The sequence below is a fragment of the Chitinophaga sp. W3I9 genome (genome assembly GCF_050434025.1).
GTDB lineage: Bacteria > Bacteroidota > Bacteroidia > Chitinophagales > Chitinophagaceae > Chitinophaga.
In genome coordinates, this window is record NZ_JBNPWC010000001.1 from 6877896 (window position 1) to 6897647 (window position 19752).

Sequence of the window (19752 nt, forward strand, 5' to 3'; positions counted from 1 at the left end):
ATTTTAGAATCTGAAATTAATGTTGAACAGGTACTGGCGGTTGTTGGGATACTTGAAATCCGAAACGCCCGGCATCACCTGTGATCCGGGTGTGATGGTAGTTTGCGGATCCTGTCCCAGGAAATTGGTGAACGTATGCACATTATCGGCGGTGAAGCCAACGGTTACACCATCGAGGCGCCACCTGTTTACCAATGCTTTTGGCAGTTCATAACTCATACTGATGTTACGCAATGCCCAGAAACTGCCGTCTTTCAAAAAGCGTGTAGACGTTTGCGTGCTGTTGGCAGAATTCTGCGGACTGGGCTCCGTGGCATTGTCGCCGGGCTTTGCCCAGGTACTGCTGCCTTTGGGCAGGTTCACCTGGTTATAGTAAGGTTCGTTGCCATCATTTTCCACAAAGCGAAGGTTATTACTGTATACTTTGTTGCCGGAAAGGAAATAGATATTTGCGCTTAAAGAGATACCGCTATAGGTAAAGGTGTTGGTCATACCTCCCTGGAACCTTGGCAGTGCGGAGCCTACTTCCTGGTAGGTGGCGCTGGCATAATCTGAGGTAGATGACCTGCTGCCATCTTTATCCACCACTTCCCATAAAGGTGCACCGGTTTGTTTATCTACCCCTAACCACTTGGGCATATAAAATTCATACAGGTTACCGCCATTGCGGTAGATCTGTGAAATACTCCAGGTAGATTGTGTGTTAATGATACTGGCCGGGAATTTTTGCAGCTTGTTGGTGTTGAAGTTGATATTAAAATCGGTGCTCCATTGGAATTTCCGGCCGCGGATATTCACCGAGCTGATGCCCAGTTCCACACCGTTATTCACCAGTTCCCCTACGTTCTGCCACCGTGTTTCAAAGCCAACCGACAGTGGTTGTGATACCTGCAGCAGCAGGTTTTTGGTGATGTTGTTATACACATCCACACTCAGGTCAATGCGCTTAAACAACCCGATATCGATACCGCCGTTCCACTGGTATTTGCTTTCCCACGTGAGATCCGGGCTGGGCAGCTGTGATGGTGTTGCCGCTATTTGTCCGTTGTACTGACTAGCCAGTGAAAACAACGCCAGGTAGCGCGATGACCCTATGTCCTGTGTACCGGTAACGCCGTAACTGGCGCGGAGTTTCAGATTAGTGAACACCGCATTATCTTTCAGAAAATCTTCATTACTCATTAACCATGCGGCAGAAACAGATGGGAAAGATGCCCAGCGGTTACCGGATGGGAAATTGGAAGAGCCATCCACACGGAATGATCCTGTGAGGAAATATTTATCCAGGTAACTGTAGTTTACCTGTGAGATGAACGACTGTATAATGGCTTCATTGATACTACCATTTACGATCTGGCTGTTGGCTACTACGTTCAGCACTTTTAACCCGGCGGGCAGTCCTTTCCCGGAGGCGCCCAGCACGTCGGTATTGCTGCCTTCAAACGCCACGCCCGCGAGGCCGCTGATGCGGTGATCGCCCATACGGAAATCTACTTTCAGCAGGTTGTTGGAGATGTATCCATAGTTAAGTGTACTGAATTCACTGAGGTAACCGGTACTATGGTATTGCCCGGCCACATCCGGCGAATACCAGGTTTTATTTTTATTGTATCCCAGCGAAAGCCGGTTAGTACTGGTAAAGGTGAGCCAGTCGGTGATACCGATGTTAAGCCCCATGTCATAATTCACATCAAAATTTTTGTAGGGATGCTCTGAATTATTAATGGTGTGAATAGGATTTACCTTATCGCGTGACCACCATTTGAAGGGCGAGTTACCATCTACATACAATGCTTTACCGGAGCTGTCGTACGGGTTATCCCAGGGCATGTTGAGATAAGCATAATACATATCGTTGTAGTCGTATGTTTTACCAAAGGAGCCGCTGAGGTTGATGTTGTTGGTTAAGCTGATACGTTTAGTGAAGTGGTAGGTAGAATTGGCTCTCAGGTTTACGCGCTGGTAGTTGGTATTCATAAAAGTTCCTTTCTCGTTGTAGTAAGAGAGGCCCAGGTAGTAGTCTGATTTTTCCGACTTGCCACTGGCAGAGAGATATATGTTCTGCATGGGTGCACGTTGGAACATATCGGTTAACCAGTTGTAGTTCTGGTTGCGCAGGTCGAGCGGCCGCTCATTGTAAAATTTCAGCAGGTCTATTTTATAGGAGTTGTTGGAAGCGCCGGGAATATAGTCGCGGTAATATTCTTTCTGGCGTTCATACAATTCACTGCCGTTCATCATATCCATGGTGCCAAAGTCGGGCGTGCGGAAGCCGGTGGTTACTTTTGCCTGGAACTGTATTTTACCCGAGGCGGCTCTTTTGGTGGTGATGATGATCACACCTGCGTTGGCCTGCGAGCCATACATGGCAGTGGCGCCGGCATCTTTAAGCACCGTTACGCTTTCAATATCGTTGGGGTCGTAGTTGCCGCCAATGATACCATCCACTACTACGAGCGGGCTTTGCGACGCGTTGACCGAAGAAATGCCGCGCATGCGAATTTCTGCCGCGGCGCCGGGCACTCCGGAACTGCTTACCACCTGGAGACCAGCTACTTTACCTTGCAGCATAGTACCTACGTCGTTGGTGGTAACGTCTTTCAGTTTTGCGGCGTCTACAACGGTAACGGCGCTGGTTAATTCGCTTTTCTTTTTATCGGAGTAGCCTACTACCACTACCTGGTCCAGCTGACTGTTGGCGGTTCGCAGGGTTACCTGCATGCCGTTGCGGGCGGGCAGTTCCTGTTTATCATAGCCGGTGAAAGTGAATACCAGTATTTCGCCGGCGTTGGCGGCTACGGTAAATTGCCCGCCTGCATTAGTGGCGTTGCCCCTGCTGGTGCCTTTTACGATTACGGTAGCGCCGGGGAGCAGTGTGCCGTCAGGGCCACGTACTATACCGGTAATACGGCCAGTGGTATCCACTGGCGGTGGCGGGGGATCGGACTTTGGGCGGATAACGAATACGCCGTTGTTGATAGAAAACGTTACCGGCTGGTGTTGCAGGCATTGCTCCAATACCGATTGCACGGAGGCGCTGCTTACCTGTAAGGTAACCGGGGTGGTATTTTTGAGGGCGGATTCATTGTATACGATGGTAGCCCCCGATTGCAGGATTATTTCTGCAAATACTTTCTGTAACGGCATATTTTTCACAGAGAGGGTAACCTGTTGTGAAAAACTCCTGGCGCTTACATGTAGGCAGGCGATCAGGATAAGCCAGGTGGTCATTTTCATAACCCGCAAAATTTTGGTTAATAAAAGTCCCTTTGGGAGAAATGGTATCTCCTTAAATTTTAAATGCATACTTTTAATAAGGTTTAGAATTCTTAAATGATCGTCGCTGATCTTACAGGATGCTGAGCTGCTGCCGGGGGTGTGTCACCACCTCCGGCTTTTTTCATTGTTCAATGTGTTACTTCATATGCTTTTTTTACAGGTTTTACGGTAATACCACTACTTTATTTCCATCTGTTTTAAAGTGATTAGTTCCGTTTTCTTCTAACACGCGCAATACGGCTGACAAATTAAGATTCCGGCTGATTCCGCCACCATACAGTTCTTTACCGGGTGGGGACTGATACACAATTTCCACATCATACCAGCGGGCAATTTCCCGCAGTATGGTTGGCAGGTCCATATTATTAAATACAAAGAGTCCGTTTTTCCAGGCCATAATTTTATTGACGTCGGCATCGCGAACGGTGAGCTGGTGGCCTGACAGGGCCAGCACGGCCTGCTGACCGGGATGCAGGATCTTATCCTGTACTTTTATTTTTCCATCCACCAGGGTAGCGTTGATCGTAGGTTCATCGGGGTAGGCCATCATATCGAAGCGGGTGCCCAGCACCAGCACTTCCATTTCATTGGCCTGTACTTTAAAGGGTTGTGCGGCGTCGGCGGCAATTTCAAAGTAGGCTTGTCCTTGCAGGATCACTTTCCGTTCTGCTCCCTGGAAACTTGTAGGGTAACGCAGGGAAGTGGCGGAGTTGAGCCATACCCTGGTACCGTCCGGCAATACCAGCTGGAATTGGCCACCACGGGGCACGGTGAGGGTATTATACACCACTTCGCCGGTGGCATCACCTGCCTGGTAGGACAGTTGTCCTTTTTCTTTTTTAATGATGTTTGCGCCGCCTTGTTTACCGAGGGCGCCATTGGCTGCGTCATCGAGCGTGATAGTGCTGCCATCGGCCAGGGTAAGCATGGCTTTTTGGTTGGCCGGCGCTTTATCTGTTGCGGTGGCGTTATCCGCCATAATATTTTTTTGTGGAGATGGATACCGGTGCTGCCACCCTATTTTCCCGGCTACTGCTACCAGCGCCAGCAGGGCCGCCGCAGCGGCATAACGCCAGAAGGGGATCTTTTTCACTTTGGGCGCCTGCATCACTGGCTTCAACCTGTTCAGCAGCCGCTGTTCCAGCATCCGTCGGTCTTCCCCTGGCTCCACTGGCAGCTGCACTTCGCTATCGTCGAAGCTATCATACCACTCGTGAAGCGCTTCCACTTCTTCGGGTGAAGCATTGCCTTTCAGGTAACGTTGGATCAGGTCTTTTAGGTGCTGCATAATAACAGAGTACAGAAATTCTGCTGTTACCCTTAGTTGTTTTTAGATTTTTTTTCAGAAGAAGAAAGAAAGATAGGGATACACGTCTTTCAGGCGAACGCGCAGGTGTTTCAGGGCCTTTGTCAGATGGGCTTCCACCGTTTTTTCCGACAGTTGCAGCGCGGCGGCGATTTCTTTATTGCTGTACTGATCGCGGCGGCTGTATAAAAATACGAGGCGGCATTTTTCGGGGAGGTGGGCGATTTCCTGTCCCAGCCGCTCCTGGAGGCGGCAATAATCCAGGTGGTCCATATCGGGGTTTTGCACCAGTTGCTGCGCCATATCAGCCGTATCCAGCGGATGATCCGGCAATAAACGGCTGATCTGCCGGAACACGGCATACCGGGTAGCTGTAGCCAGGTACCCGGAAAGATGGCGGATATCCAGCTCCCCTTTTCGTACCCACAGGCTGGCCAGTACTTCCTGCACTACATCTTCCGCTGCAGCGCGGGTACGCAGGCGGTTGTATGCAATAGCATACAGTTTCTCCCAATAACGATGAAATATTTCGGTATACGCCGATTCATCGGATTGCCGTAGTCTTTGTAATAGCGCTATGTCACTTTGTTCCTCCACGTGTGGTAATTGGTTGATATCCGGGTGCGCTATAAAAATAAGTAAAATGCGGCGGATTTTGTCTTTCTCAGGATTACGCTGATTATACTGATTAGTTTGATTTTTACTTTTGGATTTTTTTTAGATTTTTAGATTAATAACATTAAGGGAGATAAAAGCGAATATATCCGCTTATATCTCCCTTAATCCTTTATAAAATCACAAAAGTAAAAATCAAACTAATCAGTATAATCAGCGTAATCCTGAGAAAGACAACCTCCACGTGATCGCCGAAGGCGATCCTCGCTAGAGGGCGTGTACGCTCGCTCCCCAGCGGCGATCGGGCGAGGGGCCCATTTCCAGCTCCAGTGTACCGCCTTGCGTGAGTTGCTGGTGGGTGAAAAAGGGAGAGGTAAGTACTTCTCCGTTCAGGCGGGCGCTTTGGATATATTTATTGGTATCCGAACAGTGGTTGGCAATAATGGTGAAGCGGCGGTTTTCCGGAAGGGTAATGGTGATCCTGCTGAATATGGGGCTGCCGATGGTATAGATGGGGATACCGGGCGTAACGGGGTAAAAGCCCATAGAGGCAAACACTACAAAGGCGCTCATGCCGCCGCCATCTTCGTCGCCGGGGATGCCGAATACATTGTCTTTAAACCAGAGGTCCAGTAAAAAGCGGACGCGCTTCTGCGTTTTCCAGGGGGCGCCGGCATAATTATACAGCCAGGGAATGTGAAAGCCGGGTTCGTTGCCCATAGAAAATTGTCCCACGAGGCCAGTGGCATCTGGGAACTTGTGCCATAGTTCATAACGGGGCATGCCGGGATCTTTGCGGAACAGTTCATCCAACCTGGCTTCAAAACGTTTTTCGCCGCCCATTAAACTGATGAGCGCAGGGAGGTTATGTTGCACCTGCCAGAGATAGGTCCAGCCGTTGTTTTCATCGTAATAGTCGCGGCCACCAGGCCCGCCGTCGAAAGCGGGATCTATATTGATCCAGTTGCCGGCAGCATCTTTTGGCATAAAAAAGCCATTGCCTGGGTTCCAGAGGTGGCGGTAATTTTCGCCGCGCGCAGCAAACAGCCGGGCATCGGCATCCTGCTTTAATGCCGCTGCGAATTGCGACAAGGCCCAGTCATCGTAACTATGCCCTAACGTAACGGCTACCGCCTGCCGTTTTTCAAAAGGATGTACGGTGCTGACGGTTTCAGTGTCGCCGGGTGATAAAGCAGGATAATATCCGTGGGTGTAATAAAAAGAATCGAGCGGACCATTGGGTCCATTGCGCCAGGGCAGCATGGTAGCCATCAATGCGTTCTTCTTCATCCCGGCGTATGCTGTATCCGGGTCTGTTAACGGAATGCCTTTGCGCAGGGCATCGAGGAAAACAATGGTGCTGTGAAACCCGTTCATACAGGGATGATCGCCATACAACCGGGGAAAGGTCGGCATCCAGCCACTTTGCCGGTACATTTCCGTATAGGACTGCAGCATGTCGGCTTCCTGCTGCGGGTGGAGGATCATGCGAAGGGGATGCAGCGCCTGGTAGGTATCCCAGGTGGCGTCATCTACATAAAACGGGCGGGTAGTATGATTTACTTTTTTATTATACCCGCTGTAGTAAAGCGTATCTTCTGCGATATCCACCATCCGCTCGTAGCAGCGGTAAAGGGCTGTATAAAAAGAGCGGCGCTGCGCTGTGGTGCCCCCTTCTACCCTGATCTGATCGGTTATTTCCTTCCATCGCTGCTGAGCATTATTTTGTACTGCGGTGAAATTCCTGTTACCTATCTCCCGTTTAAAACTATTTTCCGCACTCGCCATGCTAACATAAGAAATGGCGTACTTCAGGGTAATGATGTTAGTGGTGGTATCGGGGAATGAAAGGTATTGCAGTGTATCCGTGAGCGTTATAACGTTAACGGGCGTATTAAATTCTCCATACAAGTATACCGGTACATCATCATGATAAAATGTTTGTGCAGTAAGGGAGGTTCCGTTGGTGTGATACCCGGCGCTGTCGAGCAATAAATATTTCCGCATGCCGGCAGGATAGGTAAAACGATAGATCCCTGTTTTACTTCCTGGCGTAAACTCCACGGTGGTATTGCTTTCCAGCAAATCGGCGTGATAATACCAGGGGTGAATAATTTCCCGATCGTAGGTTTGTTTTTGTTGCCAGGCGGCGGGTGTAAGTTTACCGGTGGCAGGTTGCACAACAAACAAAGTCCCGCTGTTGTGTGCGGCCACCTGCAACGGAAACCCGCTGACCTGATCATCGGTGTGATCTTTCCTCAACGGGTATACGCGGATCATTTGATTGGGCAGCTGCATCACAGGCCTGGTCGGCTGCAATAACGTGGAAATATTGCCGATAGTAGGGTCGATATACTGTTCTGTACTAATTTGCGGGTTGGTGCTGCAACCATATAGAAACAGTAAGGCGATTACCGGCAGGTAACAGAAAGGTGACTGCATAGAATGCCTGTTCATAACACGGGCCCGCATCAGCAGGCCCGTGTTGATAAAAAAGAGGTGATTATTTACGGTATTCCACCGTAGCCATTACGGGGAAGTGATCTGACGGCTCCCTGGCAATATATTTTGACATACGCACTTCTTTGGGGAAGTTGGCGTTTGCCTCAGGAGTGGCGCCCTCCGGGCGTTTGCTGCGATAGGTATCGGTAAGGATACCATAACGGCTCACTTTAAACTGTTTGGTCAGAAAAATATGATCGATACGGCTGTCCGTTTTGCTGTCGGTTTTAAAGCTGTTGAAGGTACCGTTCAGCGCGTAGCGGATGGCGGTGGTTTCATATGCGTCTTCCAAAACACCGGAGGTGTGCAGTACTGCATACGAATCACTGGTTTGGTCTACGTTGAAATCGCCGGTAAGGATCACCGGTTTGTTACCAGTCATCTCTTTTATTTTTGCAAGGATCAGTTTTGCACTTTCTGAGCGGGCAACCACACCCACATGATCCATGTGGAGGTTAAAGAAATAAAAGGTAAATCCTGTTTTAATTTCTTTAAACTCGCCCCAGGAGCAAATCCTGGGCAGCACAGCATCCCATCCTTTATTGGGCCGGTCGGTAATGGTGGACATCCAGAAATCACCTTTTTTCAGCAGTTTGAATTTCGATGTTTTATAGAAGATAGCTGAGTATTCTCCTTTTGTTTTGCCATCGTCGCGGCCTATGCCGATATAATCGTAACCGGGCAGGCTGTTTTTCACATCTTCCAGCTGGTGGTATAAACATTCCTGGGTACCAAAAATGTCAAAGTCGTGGAACGCAATCAGCGAGGCGATCACCGGGAACCGCTGTTTCCAGCCATTGCCTGCAATGGAATCATCTTTGTTGTTATCATTGCGCATATTGTAGGTGGCTACATTAAACTTTTGCGCTTTTACTCCATAGGAGAAAATGACTACACAGGCCATTACCAGCATTACGCTTTTCTTCATCTGTTGTTATTTATACGGTTATCAATACTACTCTTCCCAGCCTGGATTCTGCAGCAGGTTTGGATTGAGCTGAAGGTCGTTGTAAGGAATGGGATACAGGTACTTGCGTTCCAGCCATTCTTTTGGCACGTTATCCAGCCAATGCAGTTCGCCGTAAGTGCCATGCGACAACTGCTGCGGATTTACTCCGCTACCCAGCTGAGGAGATACGTTGATATAGGTAACTCCCTTTACAGGATTGGCCGGCATCGTTTGATAGAAGCAAACATCCAATACGCCATCGCTGTCGAGATCCATCGGCACATTCAGCGCCGGCACGTACATACCGTTCCAGGAACCAGTGAGCAACGGCGCCTGTCTCCATCTTACCAGGTCATAAAAACGGAAGCCTTCCAGTACCAGCTCTATGCCTCTTTCCCGCCTGATTTCCAGCAGGGAAGGATCGGTAATATCGTTAAAATAATTGCTTTTTAAATAGCTATCAATGACCACCGGTTTACTGGCAATACCACCGGTAATACCGGCACGGGCACGCAGTGCGCCTACGGTTATTTTCCAGTCATCGTCGCTGAGCAGCTTCAGTTCTGCGCGGGCCTCCGCATAGTTCAGCAGGATTTCCGCATAGCGCATGAGGGTAATAGCGTTGATGTTGTTGGTACCATTATCGTAATAAGTGTCGTCCAGGCACCATTTAATAGGCATATAACCTGTATAGGTATACGAAAATACCGGCGGTGCAGACACCACAGTTCCGTTGCTGGTGCGCTTGTATCCCGGCGTGCGGATGGTTTGCTGGAGGCGGTTATCGCGGCCCAGTGTTTCTTTATTAAACGGCAGCGTATCATATCCCGGTGTGCTGGTAAAAGGCGTACCATCCACATTGAGATAAGTGTTCACAAATTTGCGGGTGAAGCTAAGCCGGGAGCCATAGGTTGCGCTGGTATACCACCAGTTGGCGTCGTTAAAGGCGCCGAGACTGGCATTAGCAATATTGGCCAGCATCACTTCGGCGGTAACCGGCGCCGTGCTGGTAAATAATTGCCGGTATGACGCCGTGGCGCCACCGATCTGGTTCAAACTAAACGCCTTACTATCGATCACCGTTTTAGCGGCGGCGGCAGCGGCGGTCAGGAGACTGTCGGCCCCACCCGCCAGGCCCAGCTGCGTCTGGTATTTGCGGAAGGTGCCTTCAAACAGGCATACGCGCGATTTAAATCCGTACACCACATTTTTAGTGATCTGGCTGCAGGTAGGATCATTGGTGAGCGTAATATTGGCAGCGGCGTAGTCCAGGTCGGCGATCACGGAGTCCATGATCTTTGTACGCGGATCACGGCCTGCATATAACGCGGGATCATCTACTTCAAAGGGTTTACCAATCCAGGGTACATTGCCGAAACGTTTTACTTTATCGAAGTAAAAGTATGCCCTGAAAAAACGGGCCAGTCCGAGGTAGTTATTTCTTATTGCTTCCGGTACGCGCTGATCAGTACAGTTGGCGATAAAATAATTGATGTTGCGCAAATTTTTCCAGTCCCATCCCGTGGCAGTCCTGGAAGTATATCCGCCCTGTCTTAAAAAATCGGGAACGGAATTCACGGCGCTGTAATCGGCCATTCCGTCTGCTTTATAGATATCATTGATACCGGGCAGTACGTCGTAGAAAGAGTTAGCATAGAGTTTCAGACCATCGGCACTTCCAAACACGGCGTCTTTAGTGGCGGTGGATACCGGTGATTGATCCAGGTTCTTTGCACAACCGGTCATAAACATCCCTGCTGCCAGTATCAATGCCGCCCTTTTCCGGAGTAATGCAGTTATATATTGTTGCATAGCTTTTCCTTTTTATTTATCAGAGTGTGATGTTGATCCCGATCGTATAGCTTTTCAGAATGGGATAGTTATTACCATTACCGGAACTGTTCTGATCCGTTACAGCATCGGAACGGCGGATACTTTCCACATCAAGGTCGCGGGTAACTTTATACAGCGGCGACCACGACCAGAGGTTTTCCGCGGAGAGATAAACGCGTGCGGACGTCATCCTGGCACGCGATACCAGCGAGTGTGGGAGGTTATAACCCAGCTGCAGGTTTTTGAGCCGTATGTATGCCACATTTTGCAGGTATTTTGATTGCGGCGGGTTTAATTCACCCGCGCCGTTTTGCGCCACATACCCGCGATAGCGTGGGAAGTATGCATCCGGGTTGTCTTCCGACCAGATCTTTCCCTGCTGTGATTTAGGCATAAAGTTATAGGGCCTGTTATACTGTCCCCAGAATACATCTGACTCTGATCCCGGCCACCAATCCTGTTGTAATACACCCTGGAAGAAGGCGCCGATAAAGAAGTTATTCCAGTCGGCGCTCAGGTTGATTCCATAGGTATACCGCGGCAGGGTGTCACCGATGATGGTAAGATCTCCATGCTGGCTAAGTGTATTTGCACCATTATTAATATTAGGATCGCCGTCCAGGTTTTTAAACCGGATATCGCCTGGCAGCCATTGTCCGCTGTTGGAGGCTTTAAAGAGCGCCTGTGTTTTGGCGGCCTGGGATACGTTATCTTTTGTCCAGTAGCCATCGTTGGTATAACCCCATATTTCACCGAAGCGCTGCCCTACATAATAATCCGTGAGTTTATTATTGGTGTTGTTGTATTTGGTGATGGTGGCTTTATAATCGGCCATAGAAACGCTTACTGCGTAGTGCAGTGACTTTGCTGCTACATTAAACTGGTCTTTCCACCCCACAGTAACTTCCCATCCTACTGTTTTCAGGTCGGCATAGTTTCCTTTGGGTACATCTGTACCAAATACAGCGGGAAGTGTTTGTCCTACGGTGAACATATTTTTGGTGATTCTCGTATAGGCGTCCCCGCTAATGGTGAGATGGTCATTGATAGCAGAGAGGTCCAGTCCGAGATCGCGGGTAGTGGAGGTTTCCCAGGTAAGGCCATCCGGCAGCACCACAGGTTGTGATGTTTGTTGCTGCTTTACGCCGTTGATCACGCGGGATGATTGTGTGATGGCCAGTTTTTCCTGGTAGGCGTAGGATGCCACATTACCATTACCCAGGGAACCATAGGATCCTCTTATTTTCAGATCGGAAATAATTTTTGGCGATACTTTCCAGAAAGGTTCCTGTGCTACCCGCCAGCCTGCGGATACGGAGGGGAAGAAAGCATAGCGCTGATCGGAAGGAAATTTCGACGAACCGTCGTAGCGGCCGTTCACTTCCACGAGGTAGCGGTCTTTATATGCATAGTTCAACCGGAAGAATTCACCCATGATGGCCCAGCGGTCGTAGCCGCCGGTGGTGTTTACATTGGTGCCGAGCGCGAGACTGAGATCTTTGGCATCGCTGTACACCAGGCCGTTGCGGGTGGTAGCGAATCCTTTGTAGGTCGACTGCTCATAGTTGAACCCAACGAGGGCTTTAAAGTAATGCACATCTCCCCCAAAACGGTTTTCATATTCACCATACAGATTAGAGGCGAGGTAGAGGGTATTGTAATTGCTCATCATAAGATCGTTGTAGGCGTTGCCCACATAAGCAATTACACCTGGCGCTGCGCTGTAAGGTACGGGTACGCGTAAACGTTTCTGGTTATCGGCGGTATTCTGGAAGGTAAAGTCGCCTTTCAGCCTGAATTTATCTTTATAAATATTTGCTACAAAGCCGGTGGTGTTCCTGAATACCTGTTTGTTCCAGTCGAGTCCGTTTTTACCATAATACATATCCCCTACCGTGTAAGCGGCAGAGGCGGTGAGGGTACCATCCGGGTTGAGCAGCATGGAAGAAGGATGCGCTTCATCGGCCATATTGCGCCAGATACCACCCCCTTCGCCTACGTTGAGCGGGTTATGATAATCCCTGTTGGAAAATTCTGTATTGTTATACACCTGTAAAAAGGGGAACAGCTGGATGTTTCCTTTTGCGCGCAGGTTATACATTTTATAATCGTCGGTGTTAAAGCGGAACAACCCATCCTGGCCATAATAACGACCCGTGAGGTAGTAGCTGGCTTTACCGCTGCTGCCGGAAACGGTGAGGTTCTGGTCTGTAGCGGTGGTATGGTTTTTATATAGCAGGCCGTACCAGTCGGTATTGCCATAATACTCATAGTTACCTGCGGCATTCACGATTGTTTTTGGCAGGGAGGGATCATCCTCATGCGCTTTCAGGGCATCCAGGTATGCTTTAGAGAAGGGTTGTGTTTTATTAATGTTTTGCGGCGACTGGGAATAATCATTCCAGGCGCTCCAGGCTTCATTGAAGTTTTTGGCATATTCGTAACCGTTAGTCACCATATCGGGAACGGTAGTAGGCTTTTTAATAGAGTAATTAGAGGAGTAGCTTACACTCAGCCTGTCTTTCACCGGTGTTTTTGTGGTGATGAGTACTACGCCGAATGCGGCTCTTGCGCCATAGATGGCGGCAGAAGATGCATCTTTTAATACAGTGACGCTGGCCACGTCGGCGGGGTTGAGCATAGCCGGATCCCCTTCTACCCCATCGATAAGGATAAGGGCACTTCCTCCCTGTCCGATAGATGTTGTACCGCGGATATTATAGGCGGGCGACTGGATCGGTTTTCCATCGCCGGGTACCAGGTTGAGGTTGGGGATCATGCCCTGTAACCCCTGACTGAGGTTTGGAAGCGGGCGGTTTTCCAGTACTTTACCGGATACCTGTGCAACGGCCCCGGTAAGATTTGCTTTCTTCTGCGTACCATATCCTACCACTACCACGTCGTTGAGGTTGGATATATTATCTTTTAATACTACCTGGATATTAGTTTGATTACCTACGGCGAGGGTATCCGGTTTGTATCCGACAAAACTGAATATCAGGCGGTCGCCGGCAGTAGCATTGATACTGAAATTACCCTTGGTATCGGTGTTGGTGCCGGTGCCCGTGCCCGACAGTTTAATAGACACCCCCAGCAACGGCTGGCCGGCGTCGTCGACCACCCTGCCCTTTACCGGGTGCGATTGCGCAGTGCTTCTGAATGCGTAGCCTAGCAGCAGTAGAATGCATAACCATCTCTTCATGGTGATTCTTTGATTTTGTAGATCAGGAATAATAAAATGTCTGCTGCAAATAAGGAAGTGCGGGTTAACGGGCGGGTTAACTGGTGATTAACGGCGTGAATTAACCCAAAATAAATTATGAAATGCGTGTATAATCGCCTAAATTAACACTAGAAAAGTTTCTTAAACTAAAGTTAACTTTCAGATCGGAGATAATACTTATTTAGCGAGTAATTTGCCACGTTATTGAAAGCCGGTGACCCGCTTTTACCATAGGATAATTGAAAAATTCTTACAGCAATAATTGTAAGGCCGCCAATGTACAGATCTACTCTTTTGTTATTAACGTTACTGACTATTACTATCATCAGCAAAGCCCAGGAAGCTTACGGACTGGAGTTTGCGTGCAAGAATATCCCGCAGGAATCGCGCACTTCCCTTGATCTTTTCCCCGGGCAACCTTTGGTTGTGAAAGATAAATATGCCCTTTCGTTTGACCTGTCTTTCCTTCCTTTTTCTTCTTCTTATTTCGGGTATATTTTCCGGATAACCGATGAAAAGAAACAAAATATTGACCTGATATATAATGTACATACGTATGCGTTTAATGTGGTTACCGGTAATGAATTTTCCGGGATTTCTTTTAAGATAGACCGGGATTCCCTGTACCATCAATGGAATAACATCCGGCTGGACATTAACACCCGTGCGCATACGCTGCTCGTTACTGTAAACGGGAAAGCAGTAAAGAGTATCCGTCACCCGGTTATTTCCGGACACCAGCTGAATATTTGCTTCGGCGCCAATTACCGCAAAACATTCAAAACCTTTGATGTAGCGCCCATGCGGCTCAAGGATGTGAAAATTTCCGCCGGGCAGGAGTTGCTGCACCACTGGCCGCTAGACCAGGTAAGCGGTACGGTTACAAAAGATGGGTTCACCGGGCAAACTGCCACCATTAAAAACCCCATTTGGCTGCGGCCACAATTCACCGGATGGCAGCTGGCCGATTCCTTTTCTATTAACAGCAATGCCAGTGTAGCGATGAACCCCGCTACTGAAAATGTGTATATCACGGGGAGGGATTCCATATATCAATACAGTTGCAGTTCGCACACATTGGCTGCCAGTACGCTCGGGCAGCCGCAAGGCACTCCCGCCGGGATCCGGTCGGCATACGACATTGCGCGGCATCAACTGTACAATTTATTTCCCGACAGGCAACAGGTGGCCCGGTTTGATTCGGGTACCGCCAGCTGGAGTCAGTCTATTGATGCGGATGCAGTAACCAACTACTGGCATTCCAATATTTTCTTCTCCTTATACGACAGCGCCATTTATTCACTGGGCGGATATGGCGACTTCCGCTATAAAAATGAGGTACACCGGTATGATCCCGGTCATCAGAACTGGGATACCGTACATGTAACCGGCGACTTTTTCACGCCACGCTACTTAGCCGCCGCCGGCGCCAACAACGCGGGGGATTCTGTTTATATACTGGGTGGCTACGGCAGTATTACCGGTGACCAGCTGCTGAATCCACATGCACTGTACGACCTCATGCTGTTTGATGTAAAGCGCAGGACCTTCAAAACTATTTATAAGCTGAAGGAACCGGAAGAACCTTTTGCTTTGGCCGGTAACATGATCATCAACAGCGCGCACCAGGAATATTTTGCACTGACATTTCCCAACGACCGCATGAATTCTTCCCTGCAGCTGATCCGGGGTTCGCTGAAAAACCCTACATATGTTAAAATGGCGGCCAGTTTGCCGTACAATTTCTACGATACCAAATCAGCTGCCTACCTGTTCTATTGCCCACAAAATGATAAGCTGGTAGCCGTTACCTTCTTCTCCCCAAAAAATAACATTACAAAGGCAAAAATATATACGCTTAGTTTTTCGCCTTACGGCCTTGCTGTAAAAGCCCCCGCCAATGAGCGTATACCCGAATACGTTATGAGGCTGCTGCTGGCAATAGCCATTGGGTTTTCCCTGTTTTTGCTGGCGGCTGGAATTTCTGCTGTAAAAATTAATAAAACAGTAAAGGAAGATGATGAGCCGGTAATGCCCACTGAGCCACGGCAGGAAGCGCCAGCGCCGCCGGTACCGGCAACAACTATCCTTCCTGCGCAACCAGCAACGGCTGTTTATTTATTCGGGCATTTCACGGTACTCGACAAAGAAGGCAACGATATCACCCGGTTATTCAGCCCGCTGCTAAAAGAACTGTTCCTGTTATTATTCCTGCATTCCTTACCGGGTAAAACGGGTATATCTTCCGAAAAAATCAATGAAATACTATGGCCGGGGCGCTCTGTGAAAGATGCCAAAAATAACCGCTCTGTAAATATTGTAAAGCTGAAAAGTATCCTTGATAAAACCGGCATCTATACACTCGCGAAAGAAAACGATAAATGGATCTTTCATTTTGACGATCCGCAGATAAAGGTTGATCTGGCCGAGTACCTGCACTTATTGTCCGTTATTACAATCGATGGAAGCAATATTCACCGGGTTGCAGACATTGTAAAAAGAGGCGCTTTTTTGCAGGAAACAGAATACCCGTGGCTGGACAAATTCAAAGCGGATATTTCCGCGCAGGCAATTCCGCTGCTGATCCACCACCTGGAGGAACATGCAGCGGAGCCAGAAGAGGTGATCAGTATCTGTGATTGTATTCTCACCTTTGATTCGCTGTGTGAAGAAGCGGTGATGCTAAAATGCAAGGCATTGGTAACACTGCGGCAGCATGCGTCTGCGAAGAAAATATACACTTCATTTATTGCCGAGTATGAAAGGATTTACGGAGAAACGTTTGAGATAGAATATACGAAGGCGATAGAGCAATATTAAATTAAGAAGGTGTACCATCCGATACACCTTCTTCTTACAACCGTTGGCGGATCACTTTCACCGCATCCCCTCTTTCCAGTTCATTATGCTCCTGCCAGCGGTCCTGCTGCTGTTTTACCAGCTCGTCCGTTTGCCAGGCGAGGAACTTTGCTTCCAGCCGTTCCAGGCATAGCTGTTTATTCTGCAGTTGTGAGCGGCTGTCCATTGCCAGCACCTGTAATCTGCTGGGGCGGTGAATACCACGAACGGCGGTTTCCACTTTATTCACATGCTGACCGCCCGGACCCGCGGCCCGGCAGGTTTCCAGCGTTACGTCTTTCGGATTCCACTGCACCTGTTTTTTGATATCGAATACAGATACGCCCACGAACCAGTTTTTACGTTTGTGAAATTTACGGTAGGGACTTTGTGCAATCCACTGCACCGTACCTTCCCACGATCCGCAAAAAGCCGTTATATTTTTCCCCTTGAGCAGCAGCGTAGCAGAAAGCAGGGTACCGTTAATATCTCCTTTGATATTTTCCAATACCTGTATGCTGATGCCTGCTGCGCGGCCTTCCTTTATCATTATTTCCTGCACCTTTGCCACTACCCTGCAACATTCTGCAGGGCCGCGGCCCGAGGTGATCTGTATAATCAGTTGTTCCATGTTGTTAGTCTTTATTCATTCTTACAATGGCGGGCATAAACCGGCCCTGTATGTCTACTAATTCCTGCTGTGCGCTGATAACATCTTCAATGTCTTTATACGCCAGCGGGTTTTCTTCCACGCTGCCGCCGATGAGGGTAACACCTGCAGCGGCCAGCATTTTTTTCAAACCGGATACGGTCATGCTTTCTTTGGCTCTTTTGCGGCTCATAGCTCTTCCTGCGCCGTGGGAGGCAGAGTATAAAGCATTGTCCACGCCCTTTCCTATTACGAGGTAGGCCGCAGTGCACATACTGCCGGGAATGATGCCCATTTCGCCGGCATGAGCCGGGGTAGCGCCTTTGCGGTGAATAATCACGGACTGACCGTTTGCCAGGGTATCTTTCCAGGCAAAGTTGTGGTGATTTTCCACTTTTGCGAGCGACTGCAAACCTAGTGCCTTCATGAGGTTGAGGTGAATGCGGTCGTGACACGCTTTGGCATAATCACCTGCCAGGTTCATGGCCAGCCAGTATTCCTGACCCGCTTCACTGTTGAGATCCAGCCAGGCCAGCTGTTGCGCCGACTTTGGCAGCTTGCAGGTATCCATAGCGATGCGGGTGTAATGCTGCGCGATGTTAGCGCCCAGGCCACGGCTGCCGGAATGCGACAGCAATGCCAGGTACTTTTTGGGTGGTAGCTGCAAGGCATTGTCTTCCTTCAGTTCTATTAAACCGAATTCCACAAAATGGTTGCCGCTGCCGGAAGAACCTAACTGCCGCGCAGCTTTGGCCTGTAATTTCCGCAACAGTTCTGTCGACTGGAACGCTGTGCTGTCGAGCACTTCATGTTCCTGTGGAAATCCCAGTCCGCCTTCCATCCCAAAGTGCGTGTATTCTTTCAACGCCACTTTTACCTGGTGAGAGAAGCGTTTTAAAAAGCTTTCGCCTTCATCAAAGATGGTGAGCGCCATGCGGCAGCCAATATCCACGCCTACTGCAAACGGCAGCACGGCATTATCGGTAGCCAGTACCCCGCCGATAGGCAAGCCGTAGCCCGTATGTGCATCCGGCATGAGGGCGCCCTGTATGGTAACAGGCAAAGACATCGCCGTTTCCATTTGCTGTTTGGCGGAGCGTTCTATTTCTTTGGCGCCGTATACTTTCAGCTGGCCTGTTTTTTCCAGCAGGTCGTACGACTGAAAATTGCATTCCACCGGTTCATCCATAAAGGTGTCCGCTATTTTTCCCAGTATCCCGTGAGAGCGATAGCTGGCCGGATCTGCTTTGATGGCGGTTAACAGCGCCATAAGATCTGCCTTCGCTTCGTGTTTGAAATGCTTTGATATAATATTAATGACGAGGCTTCTGGCCTGGTCGTTTGTATAACCTATTTTACTAAGTTCTTTTGTTTTTATACTGCCCATAAAAGGTGATGTATGTGCGGTGATGCGGCCTTTAAAGGCACACCACAGCGGCGCCGGTAACCCGGTGCGGTATTAAATATAAATGAATGTAAATGTTGTTCCGTGCAGGAACACACCTTCCGTTGAAAGGAAAGATAAAGCAAACGGGGGCACTAACGTATCCGTATATACGAAATGTATTTATACAAAAAGTATAAGATCCATGCAAGTATTATTCCGGCTTATGTAAAAGGTAAGCAGCAACGTTTGCCTGATCAGGCAAGGAGCGAAAGGAGCGATATGTGGGTACGTTCTGTCATGATTCCTTGTATTTTAAAAAGATGAAGAATAAGGAATTCGGGTGCAAAGATATAGCTATTTTATAAATACAGCCGCATTTTTTTCACATAATAATTTTAGCGCAGATAGTCGCAGATTTTAACATTTCTCCAGCCTATAAAAAAGGGTTTATAACTGTGCATGACGTAAATTTGTATGTACCCGCATTTTTAACCTCCGGAACCCGCTCCGGACGGGCTACATCAACATTATAAAACTTTTTCTTATGGACAAACAGCTCATCCGCAACGCCTATAAAGTGTACTGGCTGGAAAACGGCAAAGCGCCCGTTTCTGTTTATGCGCTCTGCAAACTTGTAGACGTTTCTGAAACCGAATTCTATGAACAATACAGTTCACTGGAAGCGGTAGAAAAAGACATCTGGTTAGCTATCTTCCAACAAACATTGGATCAACTGCATGCAGATGAAATTTATCAGCAATATAATGCGCAGGAAAAATTGCTGGCCTTTTATTTTCTCTGGGTACAGAAGCTAAAGGAAGACCGGAGTTACCTGTTATTACAGCGCAAACACTTCCGGTTACCGGACCTGTACCGCAACAAACTGGAAACTTTCCGTCACGCGTTTAGCAAGTATGTAAGCGACCTGGTGAAAGAAGGTTATCAATCCAGCGAAATCAAGGAAAGGAAATATATCTCCGACCAGTATGTACATGGTTTCTGGTTACAGGCCCTGTTTGTGCTGAAATACTGGCTGGATGATACCAGCAACCAGTTTGAAATGACCGATGCCGCCATTGAAAAAGCGGTTAACCTGAGCTTCCAGCTGATCAAATCCAATACACTGGATAGTTTGCTGGACTTCGGGAAATTTATTTTTACGCGGAAATAA

At 48.6% G+C, this 19752-nt stretch carries 11 protein-coding genes; 2 read left to right on the top strand and 9 right to left on the bottom strand.

What is annotated here, in order from left to right:
- Nucleotides 1-3 precede the first annotated feature (3 nt).
- From QFZ51_RS27775 to QFZ51_RS27805, 7 genes are all read right to left on the bottom strand, one after another.
- Entirely contained in the window at nucleotides 4-3237 is a 3234-nt protein-coding gene (locus QFZ51_RS27775) for a TonB-dependent receptor (RefSeq protein ID WP_429050672.1), read from the bottom strand.
- 205 nt (nucleotides 3238-3442) lie between these two features.
- Nucleotides 3443-4567, bottom strand: a complete 1125-nt coding sequence (locus QFZ51_RS27780; RefSeq protein WP_429050673.1) for a FecR family protein — start codon at nucleotides 4565-4567, stop codon at nucleotides 3443-3445.
- A 54-nt stretch (nucleotides 4568-4621) separates the two neighbouring features.
- Nucleotides 4622-5182, bottom strand: coding sequence for an RNA polymerase sigma factor (locus QFZ51_RS27785; protein ID WP_429050674.1), 561 nt, complete (start codon nucleotides 5180-5182; stop codon nucleotides 4622-4624).
- A gap of 285 nt (nucleotides 5183-5467) precedes the next feature.
- Nucleotides 5468-7642 (bottom strand): GH92 family glycosyl hydrolase, encoded by a 2175-nt coding sequence (locus QFZ51_RS27790; protein ID WP_429050675.1) that lies wholly within the window; start codon nucleotides 7640-7642, stop codon nucleotides 5468-5470.
- A gap of 61 nt (nucleotides 7643-7703) precedes the next feature.
- On the bottom strand, nucleotides 7704-8630 hold the full coding sequence (locus tag QFZ51_RS27795) for an endonuclease/exonuclease/phosphatase family protein (protein ID WP_429050676.1): 927 nt from the start codon (nucleotides 8628-8630) through the stop codon (nucleotides 7704-7706).
- Between the two features lie 27 nt (nucleotides 8631-8657).
- Entirely contained in the window at nucleotides 8658-10463 is a 1806-nt protein-coding gene (locus tag QFZ51_RS27800) for a RagB/SusD family nutrient uptake outer membrane protein (protein ID WP_429050677.1), read from the bottom strand.
- A 19-nt stretch (nucleotides 10464-10482) separates the two neighbouring features.
- Nucleotides 10483-13686, bottom strand: a complete 3204-nt coding sequence (locus QFZ51_RS27805; protein ID WP_429050678.1) for a SusC/RagA family TonB-linked outer membrane protein — start codon at nucleotides 13684-13686, stop codon at nucleotides 10483-10485.
- A 297-nt stretch (nucleotides 13687-13983) separates the two neighbouring features.
- Between QFZ51_RS27805 and QFZ51_RS27810 the strand changes: the two genes are divergently transcribed.
- Nucleotides 13984-16527, top strand: coding sequence for a hypothetical protein (locus tag QFZ51_RS27810; protein ID WP_429050679.1), 2544 nt, complete (start codon nucleotides 13984-13986; stop codon nucleotides 16525-16527).
- 34 nt (nucleotides 16528-16561) lie between these two features.
- Here the strand turns inward: QFZ51_RS27810 and prfH are convergent, their stop codons facing one another.
- Nucleotides 16562-17176 carry a peptide chain release factor H gene (gene prfH, locus QFZ51_RS27815; protein ID WP_429050680.1) on the bottom strand — a complete coding sequence of 205 codons (615 nt, stop codon included), beginning with the start codon at nucleotides 17174-17176 and terminating at the stop codon, nucleotides 16562-16564.
- A 4-nt stretch (nucleotides 17177-17180) separates the two neighbouring features.
- Nucleotides 17181-18581, bottom strand: coding sequence for an RtcB family protein (locus tag QFZ51_RS27820; RefSeq protein ID WP_429050681.1), 1401 nt, complete (start codon nucleotides 18579-18581; stop codon nucleotides 17181-17183).
- Nucleotides 18582-19125: 544 nt separating this feature from the next.
- On the opposite strand from QFZ51_RS27820, the gene QFZ51_RS27825 reads away from it, so the two are divergent.
- A complete protein-coding gene (locus tag QFZ51_RS27825) occupies nucleotides 19126-19752 on the top strand; it encodes a TetR/AcrR family transcriptional regulator (protein WP_429050682.1) in 627 nt (208 codons plus the stop codon).

Coding starts and splice junctions, on each gene's coding strand:
- QFZ51_RS27790 (WP_429050675.1), bottom strand. CDS start 7,642: ATGCAGTCACCTTTCTGTTACCTGCCGGTAATCGCCTTACTGTTTCTA.
- QFZ51_RS27820 (WP_429050681.1), bottom strand. CDS start 18,581: ATGGGCAGTATAAAAACAAAAGAACTTAGTAAAATAGGTTATACAAAC.
- QFZ51_RS27805 (WP_429050678.1), bottom strand. CDS start 13,686: ATGAAGAGATGGTTATGCATTCTACTGCTGCTAGGCTACGCATTCAGA.
- QFZ51_RS27810 (WP_429050679.1), top strand. CDS start 13,984: ATGTACAGATCTACTCTTTTGTTATTAACGTTACTGACTATTACTATC.
- QFZ51_RS27800 (WP_429050677.1), bottom strand. CDS start 10,463: ATGCAACAATATATAACTGCATTACTCCGGAAAAGGGCGGCATTGATA.
- prfH (WP_429050680.1), bottom strand. CDS start 17,176: ATGGAACAACTGATTATACAGATCACCTCGGGCCGCGGCCCTGCAGAA.
- QFZ51_RS27825 (WP_429050682.1), top strand. CDS start 19,126: ATGGACAAACAGCTCATCCGCAACGCCTATAAAGTGTACTGGCTGGAA.
- QFZ51_RS27795 (WP_429050676.1), bottom strand. CDS start 8,630: ATGAAGAAAAGCGTAATGCTGGTAATGGCCTGTGTAGTCATTTTCTCC.
- QFZ51_RS27780 (WP_429050673.1), bottom strand. CDS start 4,567: ATGCAGCACCTAAAAGACCTGATCCAACGTTACCTGAAAGGCAATGCT.
- QFZ51_RS27775 (WP_429050672.1), bottom strand. CDS start 3,237: ATGAAAATGACCACCTGGCTTATCCTGATCGCCTGCCTACATGTAAGC.